Origin of the sequence: Nostoc sp. (assembly GCF_036919815.1) — a bacterium.
Taxonomy (GTDB): Bacteria; Cyanobacteriota; Cyanobacteriia; order Cyanobacteriales; family Nostocaceae; genus Nostoc.
On sequence record NZ_JBALCE010000129.1, the window covers coordinates 1 to 14,187 of the forward strand.

Genomic DNA, 14,187 nt, shown 5'->3' on the forward strand with positions numbered 1-14,187 from the left:
TCAATCGAATATGCTGCCATCTCTAAATAATCTGTTTTTTTACATCTTTAAAGTTTACAATCTTTGTGGCTGGTTTGATATCAAATTGCTGTAAGATGCAAGTTCTAGCGATCGCGCTATTAATGTTGATTTGTGTCGAATTGCTCACTATAGCCCTACTTAATTATTCGTAAACAACGAGATCCCCGACTTCTCTAAGAAATCGGGGATCTGATTTAAACTTATATCTCTACAATTGCAGATGCGTAAACCTAGCTGGTAGTAAGCTAAAAATCTTTTAATTTGCATCCTCAAAAAAATGAATCTCTTGTGGGGTGGGCATCTTGCCCGCCCTAGTTATGCAAATTAAATGCGCGACAGCTTAGACATCGCCACTGTAATCATCATACAAGAAGGAGTTAGGAGTCAGAATATAGAATGTTCCTGACTCACTGAACTTCTGATGTACAATATTTATACTTATTGTTATTGTCTTTGAGTAGCGATTGCTAACTTTGTCCCCTTGACCTGACGAACCCGATCCATTACAGCCACCACCCGGCCATAATCAACTTTTTCATCCGCATTAATAATCACTAACACTTCTGGGTTAGAACCAACTAGAGTCCGCACTTGCGCTGTCAAATCATCAACAGCAATTGGTTTACGGTTCAGGCTTATTTGGTCTTTTTCATCTACCGTAATCGTAATTTTAGTGGAAACTTGCTGTTGTTTCGCTGTGGTGGCCTTCGGTAAATTTACTGGCAAACCTTCTGAACGGGTTAAAAACAGAGTTGACATGATGAAAAATGTCAAAATTGCAAAAATCACGTCAATTAGCGGCACAACGTTGATTTGTAGTGGAAGTTCTGGTTCATCTGGTAGACGCATACGTTTTTTCTCCTCGTTGATAACGACGGCGATAGAGTAATTCTAGTTGTCCCCCATACTCCTGAATTAGTGCGATTTGCCGTTGATACAATCCCCGAAAGGTATTGGCAAACACGAGTATGAATATAGCAACGACCAATCCTGATGCTGTTGCTACCAAAGCTTCACTAATCCCAGATGTAACATTTGTAGTTTTACTACCTCCCACATCACCAAGGTTTAGGGAGGCAAAGGAGGCGATCAATCCTAACACAGTGCCGAGAAGACCCAACAGTGGTGCCAGACTTATGATTGTCTCGAAAATGTTTTGGAAACGTTTTAATACAGGTATCTCAGCCTGCGATTCGCTTTCTAATGCCAAACGAAATTCCTCTGGATTTGGCTCCTCTAATTCTAAAGCCGCCAGAAAAATCCGGGCGAGTGGTAAATCTGCGTTTTTCTGAAGTTTATCCATTGCACCAACAAGATTATCGAGACGGTAGAGATTCAAAACATCTCGCACCACCCGGCTTTGACGTTTATTTATCCGTACCCAAAACGTGATCCGCTCGATGATCAGTGCCCCACCCAATACCGAAAACACCAACAGGGGCCACATGACCACACCACCTGATGCAAACAAATTCTGAATTCCCATGTAGTGCCTCTATAACCTCATCCACAATACAAAATCAGACTACCAGAATCTAGAGGAAAGCTGAAACTTTTTCTCAATAAAATATCTGGATAATTTTTTCAAATATAATCATCATGATGTTTAATTTTTTTGTTTGTTTTATATAAGTTAATTTAATTGAAACAAAAATTAATTTTGTCCAAAAACCCTGATATTAGTGGTTTTGAAAGATGTTTTCGCTGTGGCGGGTTCGCTAACGCTATTCCAAGTAATTTTAATTGTTTACTTGATATTTGTAACCTTGCATCCTAAGATAACTAAATTAGTGAGAATAGGTAGCAATAGCTATGAGCTTTTCTGGCATTACTGTCGAGCAACGTTCCAAAGAAGTTGAGGCTCTCAAGTCTTTTCTGACTTACAGTCTGATCGGTTCACTGGCGCTGCATATCGGCGTACTGTCCTCAGGCATAGGTAATTATTTTACGAGAATGCCCACAGCAGAAGATCAACCAATAGAAGTGGCGATCGTGGATTCTCCGACTGCTGAACCAGAAAAACCACTTGAAAAAATTCCCGAAGAACCCAAAAAAGAACCAGAAATTGTTCAAAAACAGTCTAGAGAAACTCCACTAGTACAAAAATCAGTACAAGAATTTATTGAAAGACCAAAAATTCAGCCAGTTCAAGAACCAAAACAAACTACTCAAAACCCACAGCCAACAAATAGGGAAATTGCTCCCAAGCCATTCGTCCCTGTGACAACTGTTGCTCCTCAGGGTGGTGGGGGTGGTGGCGGTAGTCGAGTTCTGACAGGTAACTCTGGTAGTTCTGGCTCTGGCGTTGCTTTAAGTACAGGTTCAGGTACAGGTACAGGAATTGGCTCTGGCTCTGGCAGTGGTACAGGTACAGGAATTGGCTCTGGCTCTGGCAGTGGTACAGGTACAGGAATTGGTTCTGGCTCTGGCAGTGGTATTGGCAATGGAGTCGGAAACCGTCCGACAGTAGCAACAGCGCCAACAGTGCCAACACCTCCAAAAATTAATAGTTCAGGTAATGGTAATGGTCGTGCAGCCTGCCGCGAATGTAATGCCAAGTATCCTGATGCAGCAAGACGGCGAGGAGTTGAAGGCAGAGTAGAAGTAGCTGTAGATACTGATGCACAAGGTAATGTTACGAATGTGCGGATTGCTCGCTCCAGTGGAAACCGTGAATTAGATGAAGAAACCGCTAGACAAGCGCGTGAGTGGAAATTAAAACCCGTAGAAGGTGGTAGACAAGGGGTATCGATCGCCACTGAATTTGCCATAAAAGGTTCACGGCGATCGCGCCAAGTTCAAGAACGGAAAACACAAAGAGAAGCAGAAGAGAGAACCCAGCAGACAACGGCTGCCAACTCCACAGAGTCAGATCCAAAACGTCGGCGACGAGAGTTGACACCCTCATCTAATGAAGCTACAACCAGAAGACCAGCAATATCTGGATTTAGTCGGCGCTTGGAACCTCAAAGAGGGGAAAGTACTGCTACAAGCTCATCATCTCGAGCTAGGACAACTCCCACTCAAGAAAGTACAACAGAGTCCTTACGCCGCATCCAGCCTGAAGGAACGGCTACTGATTCATCACAAAAACCACAAGCAACCACAAATCGGCGGCGGCGAAAAGATAACACTAGCCAAAACAAGTTGCGGGAGTCTTTGCGCCGTTTACGCCCACAACCTGAATCGCAACCTGCTATTCCCAGTCAGCCGTAGTAGTTTGTCAAGTTGAAATTGATCGGTTCGTAGTCAGCGCTTGAGCGCTTAAGGCACTTTGATTAGCGATGATCACCGCCTCCTGTTTTTAGGAGGCAGTTATTTTTTAGATAGGAATGACTTGGTTAAGCATCACCCCTCTACCATGAGGGGTTGGGAGTGCGGTAATTTGATCATGGGCAATTAAACACAGTGGCGATCGCTCGATTTGCCAATCAATAGAAGTAGAAATGAATAATCCCCTACTTCGCCATCCCCAATTTTCCTGATCAGGGGGATGAAAATCGCCTGCGCCTAAGGAATGGTAGTAGTGTTTGCTCATCATGAATTATATGTATGCTGAAAGAATAGTCAATGGCTAACTATCAAGTTGCTCATCTGGACTTTATGCTAGGCGTCAAATTCACTGATTTGAATAAAACTTCTACATAAACACACACTGATGCAGTTTGATTTGCTTGAATAGCTATATTGATAAGACGTTCATCCGACGGCAATTCACAATTCCTGATTATGGCAAGTAAATTCATTGATGTTAGGGAATATACTGTCAGGGCGCACCAAAGACAGATTCATACTCGTGTTTTCAACTTTGTTTGTAAAGAGTGTAACGAAGCGACTAAACGCGAGACTTTCGGACCTCGACCTTTATATTGTGAGAGATGTCGCCCTCCCCAACCGCCGAAGAAATCTCAGCCAACACCTCACAAAGCCAAACCCAGAGCAATGTCTTATAAAAGTGACATCGATTTAAATTAATTGAAGCCTTATGACTCAAAATGGACAATTAGAACCACCTGCGGGCAGCTTTCTCTCACCACTGTTGGAATTACGAGACTATTATGTTCGCCTTACAGAAGAGTATGAACGTCTCTTTGTGCAGGCGCGAATTCAGCTCGATCATGTAGAAGCGTTATTGTCTAACTGGTCTTTTGCTGATGCCAACAAGCAGATATCAAAACTGACGGCGGCTGATGAAACCTCAAATCTTTCCCAAGTAGGCTCTCTGCGGTTTTTATCACCCCTTGATGACATCAAGGAAATCAACTTGGTGGAGTCTGTAAAGTCAGAACGAAAAGACAAAGACTTGGTTGGCATAGATAATTCCTTTTCTGCTGTTGATACAAAAGAGAGTCAATCTCTAACTAGATCGCCAGATATAGAGACACCCACACAGAACAACGATAGTTCAACGAGGGTGGCGGAAATTCCCATGCTACCTCAATATCAGCACGCTCTCTCACGAATGGAAGCCATAAAACAGCTATTGCTTGAGCAAATAGGCACTGTCTGTCATATCGATTTTATCGTGCGATCGCTTTATGGAGAGTTAGATTCCAATCTATTCAAAGTAGTTAAAGCTAGGGTTCAATCTTCCCTCACCCAAGGCAGAGAAAGGAATTACTGGGTAACTATTCCCGATGAGCCAGGTTGTTATACTCTGGATTTAAGTTTAGTAGCCCCAAGTAATGGCAATAATGCTTCTAAAAGCATCAAAAACAAAAACAAGAAAGCTTTCATACCTGCAACAAAAACAGTACCAATGCTCAAAGCCTTTGAGGGTCTATTCTTAATTGATGCCCTCACCTCTCTGTTAGAAGAAAATTCAGGTAAAGTTTTCAGCGTTGCTGAAGTCATCGCCGGAATTTATGGAGAAATAAATTCTCAGCAAATTAGAGAGATCAAAAATAAGGTGCTGAATGAATTATCTAGAGGCTATCGAACAGGCAGATTCTCTAGGGTTCCTAACCAAATTGGCTTCTATACTTGGGACTCCAATCTGATATTGAAGGGCTAAATTGGCATTGGGCATTGGGCATTGGGCTATTCTCCCCCTGCCTCTTGCTCAATCCTCGCCTATCCCAAAAACAGCTTATATGCCGGATTCTTGTTTTCATCCCAATAGCGATAGCCCAAGTGATCGAGAAAAGCTTGCCACTCTTCCATCTCGTGGGGAGGAACCTGGATACCGACAACGATTCGCCCATAGTCTGCGCCGTTGTTGCGGTAATGAAAAAGACTAATATTCCAGGCGGGATTCATGGAAGTAACAAACTTCATCAATGCGCCGGGACGTTCGGGAAACTCAAAACGGTAAAGCAATTCATTGTGAGCAAGGGGAGAGTGTCCACCTACCATGTGCCGCAGATGTAATTTAGTTAGTTCGTCGTCCGTTAAATCAAGAGTTTCAAATCCTTGAGCTTCAAAGGTTTCTACCATCTTTGCAGCATCGGCACGGTTTTGAATTTGTACACCGACAAAAATATGGGCTGTTTTTTCATCCGCAATGCGATAATTAAACTCGGTAAGATTACGGTTGCCAATACATTCACAAAATTGGCGAATACTTCCCCGTTCTTCAGGAATTGTGACTGCAAAGATCGCTTCGCGGCGTTCGCCGAATTCTGCCCGTTCTGCCACAAAGCGGAGGCGATCAAAATTCATGTTTGCACCGCAGGCGATCGCAATTAAGGTTTGTCCCTCGATTTGTTCTCGTTCTACGTAGGTTTTGGCCGCTGCGATCGCTAATGCACCGGCTGGTTCTAAAATAGATCGTGTATCCTCAAACACGTCTTTAATCGCCGCACAAGTAGCGTCTGTATCCACCAGAATAATTTCATCTACATACTGCTGACATAAACGGAAGGTTTCTTCACCTACTTCCCGCACCGCTACACCATCAGCAAATAACCCTACTTGGGACAAGCGCACCCGATGTCCGGCTTTCAGCGATTGAGACATCGCATCAGCATCTACTGGTTCAACGCCAATAATCTTGATTTCGGGACGCAACCGTTTCACATAAGCCCCAATCCCAGAAATTAATCCGCCTCCTCCAATTGCCACAAAAATTGCATGGATGGGTTGCTGATATTGTCGTAAAATTTCCATCCCGATTGTTCCCTGTCCAGCAATCACATGGGGATCATCAAAGGGATGAATAAAGGTCAATCCTTTTTCCACTTCTAATTCACGGGCATAGCTATAAGCATCGTCGTAGGTGTTTCCATGTAAAACGACTGCTCCGCCCCTCATTCTCACCGCGTCTACCTTGACTTGGGGTGTGGTTATTGGCATGACGATAATCGCTTTAGTTCCCAAACGTTGGGCTGCAAGGGCGACTCCCTGAGCATGGTTCCCCGCAGACGCGGCGATGACACCCTTTGCCAATATCTCTGGTGGCAATTGCACCATTTTGTTATAAGCACCCCGCAGTTTAAAGGAAAATACTGACTGCATATCCTCACGTTTCAGCAGGAGTTGATTATTCAGCCGTGCAGACAAATTTTGGGCATAATCCAGTGGTGTTTCCTGGGCAACATCATATACACGGGCAGTCAGGATTTGGATCAGGTAGTCGCAATACATGGGCGTCAAGGTGTTAGCAAATGCCGTATGGAAATTAATTTTACGTTACAAGCGATCGCACTGGTTTCATTTAATTGCCCTCTCTCAAAATTTTGAGTGAATAAAATTTAAAAATTACTAATACTATCTGAGGAGAAAATATTCAGTGATTGAATTTTTTGGTGACTTCAAATTTCAGGCGATCGCTCGTAGGTTGATTTTAAACCAGTTTTGCCAACTGTCTGAGTATTTAGGTCAACATATAAGTATACTGTTGCTTATGAATATAACCTCTCAATTTATGTTAAAGTAGGTATGAAAGATTGAATTCGGCTGTGTAGTTTGTTTTTATATATACTTGTATTACAGACCTCTCCGGATGTAAATCTCTACACCCTCTGATTCTGGAGACCTTTTATGTCAATTTACGTCGGTAATCTATCTTATGAGGTTAAAGAAGATGACCTGCGGCAGGTCTTTGCAGAATACGGAACTGTAAAAAACGTTCAATTGCCTATCGACCGAGAAACAGGTCGGGTGAGAGGTTTTGGTTTTGTAGAAATGGAATCAGACGCACAAGAAGAAGCGGCGATTGAAGCCCTTAATAATGCTGAGTGGATGGGGCGGAGCTTAAAAGTTAATAAAGCGAAGCCGAAAATAGACGGGGGTTCCTCTGGTGGTAGACGAGGAAACTATAGTGGTGGTGGCTCCTCTGACCGCTATTAAGGTCTAAAACCAAGAATTTAACTCTAAGTCTTGAGGGCAGACAAGGCGTCTGCCTTTTTTTGTGCTTTGGATAAAAATATCATATGACCCAAATAATCATAGGCGAAAGTCAAGGGATTGAATCAGCCTTACCTCGATTTAAGCCAGAAGTATCCAAAGCGGGGATTTTTTACATATCACAAAGCAGCGTCACTTTGAAACGCCCCGGCAAAAGTGCAAACGCAAAGCAATGTCAGATAAGTTTCCGCAATTAGATTATAACTGTCTCTGATGAAGCCATGCGTTAGCGTAGCTTACCGTAGGTATCGTTTTTGTAATAGGTGTAACAACCATGAACCCAGAAGTTAAACATATTGTTAGCGAACTAAGACATCAGTTTTACTCTAACTTTGCTGCCGCTATGAATATGCCAGTGATTATAACTGGTACATCTTATAGTAGTAATTCACCGATCGCATCTTGGATGGATCGTAGGCAAAGACTAAACTATGTAAATGTATACGCTTATACGGCGCCTGATGAATTTGTGCCATTGCGCCCGTTGATTCTTCGACTGGCTATTAACAAAAGTGCTGGTAGAGTCACAATATTAAGAAAAGGACAAGTATGCCGAGGTCTTAATTTGCTGTGGGATTTTGAGTTAACTGTACTACCAAAAGAAATCTTAGACTTTCTTCCCTGGATAGTTAACTTAGTTGAGGCTCATGATAAAGGTTCGCCCTTATTGCTACAATCACCACCTCATTCATTTGAATTAAAAGCGCCAGAGGTTGGGTTATTTAATAACGCATGGACTGAGAAAGCTTGGCTTCTTGCAAATCCGACAATATTCTAATGCTTGCTGCTAATCGCTGTTTTTAACAACTGATAAAAAATATATATGCTTGGGTAAGTTTGCCCAATAAGAAAGTAGCGAGCCTACTTTGGAGAATGTTCGCAAATCTTTGTAAATTTTTAATGTTCGCAAAGTGTCACAAAGTGAGGATTCCAGATGTATGACGAATCCCCATCGCCCTTGGCGTCCCCCGTTAGGAGAGGATTTTCTGGTAAGATATTTAGTGTCTTGACCATCAATGCCACAAGCGAAAACCACGAGCTTTTAGGTATATGTCGCAAGAAAACCCTTCTCTTCTCCCAAAGGCAGAGGCTACGCGAACGAGAGGCTTCTCTTTCAGAGACGCTAACGCGAACGCCAACGATTTCGCTCAGGGTAAAAGATTTGGGTCTTGGGAACCAGGACTCCTGCCCTTGGAGGGAATATAAGACCAAAAAAACTACGGAGTTCTGGAGGCTATTCCCGATGAATTGGGAAGCTTAGACTTCAGCCTTAGGCAAGTCTGAGTAGTTCACTAATGCAATCTACAAACAGCAAAGATGCAGACTCTCCAAAAACTCTCCGTCCCAAGCATGGGTTGCGGGACTTGGGCTTGGGGCAACAAATTGCTTTGGGGATATGACCAAAGCATGGATGAGCAGTTGCAAGCCGTCTTTAACCTTTGTGTAAGCAACGGCGTGACTTTATTTGATACAGGTGATTCTTACGGAACTGGGAGATTGAATGGTCGGAGTGAGTTACTTTTGGGACGATTCAATCGAGAATATCTCGGTTCAGGCAAAGAAAATATTTGTATTGCTACTAAGCTTGCTGCTTACCCTTGGAGATGGACACGTCAATCAATGGTAAAGGCTTGCAAGTCATCTGCTCAACGCTTGGGAAAAAACGTAGATTTGGTGCAAATGCACTGGTCTACAGCGAATTATGCCCCTTGGCAAGAGGGAGGGCTGTTAGATGGTCTTGGCGATGTGTATGAGCAAGGACTGGTGAAGGGAGTAGGACTATCCAATTATGGCCCGAAACGGCTTAAGCAAGTGCAGAAAAAGTTTGCTGCACGAGGCGTTCCGATTACAACTCTGCAAGTTCAATACTCTTTGTTGTCTACATATCCTGTCACCCAACTAAAGCTCAAAGACCTTTGTGATGATTTGGGAATTAAATTGATTGCCTACAGTCCTCTGGCTTTGGGATTACTGACAGGAAAATACTCTGAACAAGGTCTTTTGCCTAAAGGAATCCGAGGTCTACTGTTTAGGCAGATATTACCAGGAATGCGATCGCTTTTGGGATGTTTGCAAGAGGTGGCACAGTCTAGAAACAAAACCATGTCACAGGTAGCAATTAATTGGTGCATCTGTAAAGGAACCATTCCTATCCCTGGAGCAAAGAGCGTCGAACAGGCGAGGGAGAATATTGGTGCGTTGGGTTGGCAATTAGACGCCAGTGAGATTGCAGAGTTGGATGGGGCGGCGGCGAATGCAGATAAAAAAATGGTACAAAATATCTTTCAAACTAAGTAAAATAAGACTTACGTATTGACAAGAAATACCAAATATGGGGAAGTTTAAAAACCACATCTTTCGTAGGTAAATAGCATTGCTGTGCCCCTACAGCATGGTCTATTTACTATCAAAGGATAATTAATCTTGCTGATTTGCCTTTACAAGGTTAGTAAACTCTTGCAAAGTTTTCTGATACTTTTTTTCAGCTACCCAGAATAAATCATTATGATTTGCCTTTTCAACCCACAAATAAAGTTTTGGGGATATTGCAGCATTAAACAACTTTTGTCCATGAGCAAAAGGAATGATATCATCTGCTTTTCCATGAATCACCAATATCGGACATTTTACTTTTTTGATATTATCCAGATTGGGAAATTTATCAAAAGGTAAAATCCGAAAAGGTACTATGACTTGAAAAGCGGAAATAAACGAACTTTCAATAATTAAACCAGCCACTAGTTTAATTATTGCTAAATTTACCGCAGAACCACCGCCAACCGAACGCCCCAAAAGTATAATTCTTTCAGCTGGTATTTTTAAATTTTGGGTCAAATAATTGTAAGCGCTATTGATATCTTCATACGCTCCCTTTTCTGTCGGGTTTCCTTGACTCGTACCATAACCGCGATAATCATAAGCAAAGACACTAAAACCCCAGGCGTGTAATTTTTCTAGTATCTGTTTGATCTCGCCTAAATCTTCGGAATTACCATGAGAATAAAGAATAGTATATTTAGCTTGATTGTTCAATAAGTATGTAGCTGAGATATTCGTATTTTCTCCACTTTTTAACTTAATAATTCTGGGATTATCTTCATAGCTAGAAGGTTGAGGCATAAAAATCATGCTATCTGCTCGAAAATAGACATATCCACTAAAAAATATATAGATAAATATTAAATATTTAACCAGTCGTTGCCAAGTAAAATCACCAATTAGCACTTTTATAAGTTGCTGTTTTTCCATTAATTTTTATTTCTATGGTAAAGTTTGATCAAGAATAAAACCGTCAATCGTCATAATTTAGTTGGGTATTCTATAGCAATCCTAAATCATTCGTGAGAAATGTGGGCGCAATTGGGTGAGTAGAATTTGCTACTACATAAACAAAATCTACCGGGAGCATCTCAATGAGTGTAAAAAGCCTTGTAAAACCTCACCCCAACCCTCTCCTTGGTAAGGAGAGGGAGCAAGAATCTTGTTTATTATCTGGTATATTTGCTTTCACTGAGATATCCCAAGTCCACCTACATAAACTTAATAAAATAACCGAGTTTAATAATTTTATCTGCATAGATACTGGTGCGATCGCAGCGAGTCGAGCCGACACACAGCAATACCCAAATGGACTTACGCAAAATATCTCTCAAACTCTGATTTCTCGGCGTCGCGCCAGTTGCTATAAACTCCTCCACCCCCGCAACGCACTGGCTTCTCTGCGCCTCTGCGGTAGCCTGCGGCAAGCCGTTCGCGTAGCGTCTCGTAGAGAAGCGTCTACGTTATTCCGGAACTCGTGCGTAAGTCCTATAATTTAGAGAATTCACTGCTTGCAAGATACTGTTTATGCAGCTGCTTCAAACTACCGACAAAGATTTTTCTAGTAGATTCAAAACCCTTGTTAACGATCGCCGGGAAGTTACAGTTGATGTTAGTGGGATAGTACGCGAAATTCTAGCTGATGTGAAAGTGCGTGGTGATGCCGCAGTCAAGGACTATACTAGCCGCTTTGATCGCCACAATCCCCAGTCTTTGCATCTGAGCGAAACCTTTATTGCCGAACATGCTTCACAATGTCCTGCTAATGTCAAGGCGGCGCTGGAATTTGCTGCTGAGAGGATTGTGGCTTTCCATCAAAAACAAGTACCGCAAGATATTGGCTACACCGATGCAGCCGGGGTAAAACTGGGATTAAATTGGATATCGCTTTCTCAAGTGGGAATTTATGTACCTGGAGGACGTGCCAGCTATCCTAGTTCTTTACTGATGAACGCCCTACCCGCCAAAATTGTCGGCGTGGAACGAATCGTTATGACAGTACCGATGCCTGGCGGTGAGATTAATTCCGCCGTATTCGCAGCTGCCCAAATTGCTGGTGTCACGGAAATTTACGGCATTGGTGGGGCGCAAGCGATCGCAGCATTAGCTTATGGTACAGAAAGTATTGCCCCTGTAGATAAAATTGTTGGTCCTGGTAATGCTTATGTTGCTGAAGCTAAACGTCAAGTATTTGGCACTGTTGGCATTGACAGCATCGCCGGTCCTTCAGAAATTCTGGTCGTAGCTGACGAACATAATAACCCCGACTGGATTGCCTGGGATTTGTTATCGCAAGCAGAACACGATCCTAGCGCCCAGTCAATTTTGATTACTGATTCGGAAATTTTTGCTCATCAAGTGATAGCGGCGGTTGAGCAAATTCTCGCTAACCTGCCTACCAAAGAAGTCGCCAATGCCAGTTGGCAAAATTATGCAGCCGTGATTATTGTCAGCGATTTGACAGAAAGTATACCACTGCTAAATCAACTAGCTCCAGAACATGTGGAATTGTGCGTAGACAACCCCCAATTGTTTGCCAATCAAATTAAGTGTGCTGGTAGCGTGTTTCTCGGACGTTATACCCCAGAAGCAGTTGGCGATTACGTAGGAGGCCCCAACCATGTACTGCCTACTGCACGTTCTGCCCGATTTGCCTCTGGCTTGAGTGTCTACGACTTTCTCAAACGGATTACTTATTTGGAATCTAATCAACAAGCATTACAGACAATAGGCAAAGCAGCTATAACGTTAGCAGAAGCAGAAGGTTTACCTGCCCATGCAGGTAGTATATCTGTGCGTCTGCAATAATCAGCTGAGATAATTTTGCAGTTCCTCGTTCCCAGTCAGCAATTATAAATTTAAGAGTAAGTAGGTAAGTGGGAATATTTATAACTATGTTAAAAAATTTAAATTGTAGGGTGTGTTAGCTGAAAGCATAACGCACCATCCATAGTTCAAAGTGCTGTACTCTCGTGTAATACACCCGATATTAATTTATATTTGTTTACATACATTGAAATTTTCTTGCCACTTACTTAATTGCTGACTTGCCTTTATAAGGTTAGTAAAGTCTGGCAAAGTTTTCTGATACTTTTCTTTAGCTACCCAGAATAAATCATTATGATTTGCCTTTTCAACCCACAAATAAAGTTTTGGGAATATTGCAGCATTGAACAACTTTTAGTCTTTCTTAGCTTGTCAAGTTTTTAATACCTGATTAACTCGATTTCAATAAGCAAAAAGGGATTATGCTTGATTGCTTTCTCATTTCAGTAGATTTAGCAAGCAAAAAGGCATATTGCTTTCTCATTTCGGTAGATCGCGCATTCATGACAACGATCGCTATGTAACAAAAACCATTGGAGAATTGCCGGAATTGTTTCAAGCTGATCAATACGGAACTTTTTTAAAGTAAAAAATATTAATCGGTCATGAGTGTTACAGCCTGGTACTTATTTGGGAATACTTTTATAAGAGTGATCAGAAAGGCGATCGCGCTAAAACTTTCAAATTCAATCTACTATATCACCCTGTAATCACTCCTATTTTATAAGAAGTGTGTTATCAAAAATCACTAATCTACCAGGAGTAAGCAAGATGGGATTTACTGAAGATATTATCAAGCTGTCTGAACAAGTCCGTAAGCGATTTGACCAAGTTGTTGGGGAAGAAGCTACTAAGATGGCACTGATTGTTCCTTTTTTAAGCGTTCTTGGCTACGATGTCTATGATCCTAGTGAAGTAATGCCGGAATATGTAGCAGACTTTGCTACTAAAAAAGCAGGGCAGTTTGAAAAGGTAGATTACGCTTTAGCTATTAACGGTACTAAAGTTATGCTCGTAGAGGCAAAAGCCCGTGGTCAAAAAGCTGAAGCACATGATGGGCAACTGAGCCGCTATTTTAATGGACTTTTGACAACAAAAGTAGCTATTGTCACTAATGGGGTTGAGTACCGTTTCTTTACAGACTTGCGTGATAAAAATGTCATGGACAAGGAGCCATTTTTTACTTTTAATATCCTGGAATATGATACTAAAGATATTGATAACCTCAAATTTTTTCACCGTGATAATTTTGAGGTTACAGCTATTACCAACCATGCGGAGGAAATGGTTTATGTAAAAGGCATGACTCAGCTTCTAGGAAATCTTTTACGTTCTCCTTCTGAAGAATTTGTTCGCTTCTTAGTGGCTGAACTCGGTACAGTTGCCCCTAGTTATGAAATTAAAGGTCGAATTACTGGTAAAATTATTGATAAATTTAAACCAATTGTTAAAAAGTCGATTCAGGGAAGTTTAGTAGAGTTAATGACTCGCTCACTTAGCCAAGAAATAACTCAGCCTGTTGAACTGGAAGTAGAACAAGAGATTGAAGAAGAGGAAAAACAACAAGAATCTCAAGAATCAAAAGTAGTAACAACTGCTGAAGAAATCGAAGCTTTTGAAAAAATTAAAGCAATTACCGAAACTTCAATGAGTTACAATTTTGAACTACAATAT

Annotated in this window: 14 protein-coding genes; 9 read left to right on the forward strand and 5 right to left on the reverse strand. The window is 41.8% G+C overall.

The features are described from left to right. Window positions 1-465: 465 nt before the first annotated feature. Window positions 466-870, reverse strand: coding sequence for an ExbD/TolR family protein (locus V7K15_RS29485; protein WP_334911499.1), 405 nt, complete (start codon window positions 868-870; stop codon window positions 466-468). Then, the gene (locus tag V7K15_RS29490) at window positions 854-1,507 is read right to left on the reverse strand and encodes a MotA/TolQ/ExbB proton channel family protein (protein ID WP_334911501.1); all 654 of its coding nucleotides are present in this window, start codon (window positions 1,505-1,507) and stop codon (window positions 854-856) included. The genes V7K15_RS29485 and V7K15_RS29490 overlap by 17 nt, the downstream gene beginning before the upstream one ends. 326 nt (window positions 1,508-1,833) lie before the next feature. Here V7K15_RS29490 and V7K15_RS29495 point away from each other — a divergent pair, with 326 nt between their 5' ends. Next, window positions 1,834-3,237 (forward strand): energy transducer TonB, encoded by a 1,404-nt coding sequence (locus tag V7K15_RS29495; protein WP_334911503.1) that lies wholly within the window; start codon window positions 1,834-1,836, stop codon window positions 3,235-3,237. A 106-nt stretch (window positions 3,238-3,343) separates the two neighbouring features. On the opposite strand, the gene V7K15_RS29500 is transcribed toward V7K15_RS29495, so the two are convergent. After that, window positions 3,344-3,562, reverse strand: a complete 219-nt coding sequence (locus V7K15_RS29500; protein ID WP_334911505.1) for a hypothetical protein — start codon at window positions 3,560-3,562, stop codon at window positions 3,344-3,346. Between the two features lie 188 nt (window positions 3,563-3,750). On the opposite strand from V7K15_RS29500, the gene V7K15_RS29505 reads away from it, so the two are divergent. Continuing rightward, complete coding sequence (locus V7K15_RS29505; protein WP_292792394.1) at window positions 3,751-3,996, forward strand: hypothetical protein; 246 nt, start codon at window positions 3,751-3,753, stop codon at window positions 3,994-3,996. Between the two features lie 10 nt (window positions 3,997-4,006). Further along, window positions 4,007-5,035 carry a hypothetical protein gene (locus V7K15_RS29510; RefSeq protein WP_334911507.1) on the forward strand — a complete coding sequence of 343 codons (1,029 nt, stop codon included), beginning with the start codon at window positions 4,007-4,009 and terminating at the stop codon, window positions 5,033-5,035. Window positions 5,036-5,094: 59 nt separating this feature from the next. Here the strand turns inward: V7K15_RS29510 and ilvA are convergent, their stop codons facing one another. Continuing rightward, window positions 5,095-6,606: a threonine ammonia-lyase, biosynthetic gene (gene ilvA, locus V7K15_RS29515; protein WP_334911509.1), complete on the reverse strand. Its 1,512-nt coding sequence runs from the start codon at window positions 6,604-6,606 to the stop codon at window positions 5,095-5,097. Window positions 6,607-7,002: 396 nt separating this feature from the next. On the opposite strand from ilvA, the gene V7K15_RS29520 reads away from it, so the two are divergent. From V7K15_RS29520 to V7K15_RS29535, 3 genes are all read left to right on the forward strand, one after another. Next, window positions 7,003-7,311, forward strand: a complete 309-nt coding sequence (locus V7K15_RS29520; protein WP_334911511.1) for an RNA recognition motif domain-containing protein — start codon at window positions 7,003-7,005, stop codon at window positions 7,309-7,311. 331 nt (window positions 7,312-7,642) lie between these two features. Beyond that, complete coding sequence (locus V7K15_RS29530) at window positions 7,643-8,146, forward strand: hypothetical protein (RefSeq protein WP_334911513.1); 504 nt, start codon at window positions 7,643-7,645, stop codon at window positions 8,144-8,146. 539 nt (window positions 8,147-8,685) lie between these two features. Next, window positions 8,686-9,666, forward strand: coding sequence for an aldo/keto reductase (locus V7K15_RS29535; protein WP_334911515.1), 981 nt, complete (start codon window positions 8,686-8,688; stop codon window positions 9,664-9,666). 120 nt (window positions 9,667-9,786) lie between these two features. On the opposite strand, the gene V7K15_RS29540 is transcribed toward V7K15_RS29535, so the two are convergent. Then, window positions 9,787-10,617, reverse strand: a complete 831-nt coding sequence (locus tag V7K15_RS29540; RefSeq protein WP_334911517.1) for an alpha/beta hydrolase — start codon at window positions 10,615-10,617, stop codon at window positions 9,787-9,789. A 164-nt stretch (window positions 10,618-10,781) separates the two neighbouring features. Between V7K15_RS29540 and V7K15_RS29545 the strand changes: the two genes are divergently transcribed. From V7K15_RS29545 to V7K15_RS29555, 3 genes are all read left to right on the forward strand, one after another. Next, window positions 10,782-11,186: a hypothetical protein gene (locus tag V7K15_RS29545; protein ID WP_334911519.1), complete on the forward strand. Its 405-nt coding sequence runs from the start codon at window positions 10,782-10,784 to the stop codon at window positions 11,184-11,186. Between the two features lie 28 nt (window positions 11,187-11,214). After that, window positions 11,215-12,495 carry a histidinol dehydrogenase gene (gene hisD, locus V7K15_RS29550; protein ID WP_334911521.1) on the forward strand — a complete coding sequence of 427 codons (1,281 nt, stop codon included), beginning with the start codon at window positions 11,215-11,217 and terminating at the stop codon, window positions 12,493-12,495. A gap of 789 nt (window positions 12,496-13,284) precedes the next feature. Next, window positions 13,285-14,187: type I restriction endonuclease (locus V7K15_RS29555; RefSeq protein ID WP_334911523.1), on the forward strand; the 903-nt coding region annotated here is incomplete at its 3' end.